The organism is Pseudomonas brassicacearum (genome assembly GCF_003732265.1).
GTDB lineage: Bacteria > Pseudomonadota > Gammaproteobacteria > Pseudomonadales > Pseudomonadaceae > Aquipseudomonas > Aquipseudomonas brassicacearum_D.
Map to the genome: position 1 here is coordinate 1 of NZ_MOBK01000039.1, position 299 is coordinate 299.

The window sequence follows — 299 nt, forward strand, 5'->3', positions numbered from 1 at the left end:
AACTCGACATCAAGGTCGGACGCTTCGGCGAAGGCGAAGACTTCAACAGCTTCCCGTGCGACTTCCAGAACCTCGCGTTCTGCGGCTCGCAGGTCGGCAACTGGGTCGGCGGCATCTGGTACAACTGGCCGGTCAGCCAGTGGGCGATGCGCGTCAAATATCACCTGACGCCAGAGTTGTACGCACAGGTCGGCGCTTATGAGCAGAACCCGTCGAACCTCGATCGCGGCAACGGTTTCAAACTCAGCGGCAGCGGCACCCAAGGCGCGATCCTGCCGATCGAACTGGTGTGGACGCCG

At 61.9% G+C, this 299-nt stretch carries 1 protein-coding gene; it reads left to right on the top strand.

Going from position 1 to position 299, the window contains the following annotated elements; all coding sequences use genetic code 11:
* Positions 1–299: carbohydrate porin (locus tag BK660_RS32710; protein ID WP_185045247.1), on the top strand; the 299-nt coding region annotated here is incomplete at both ends.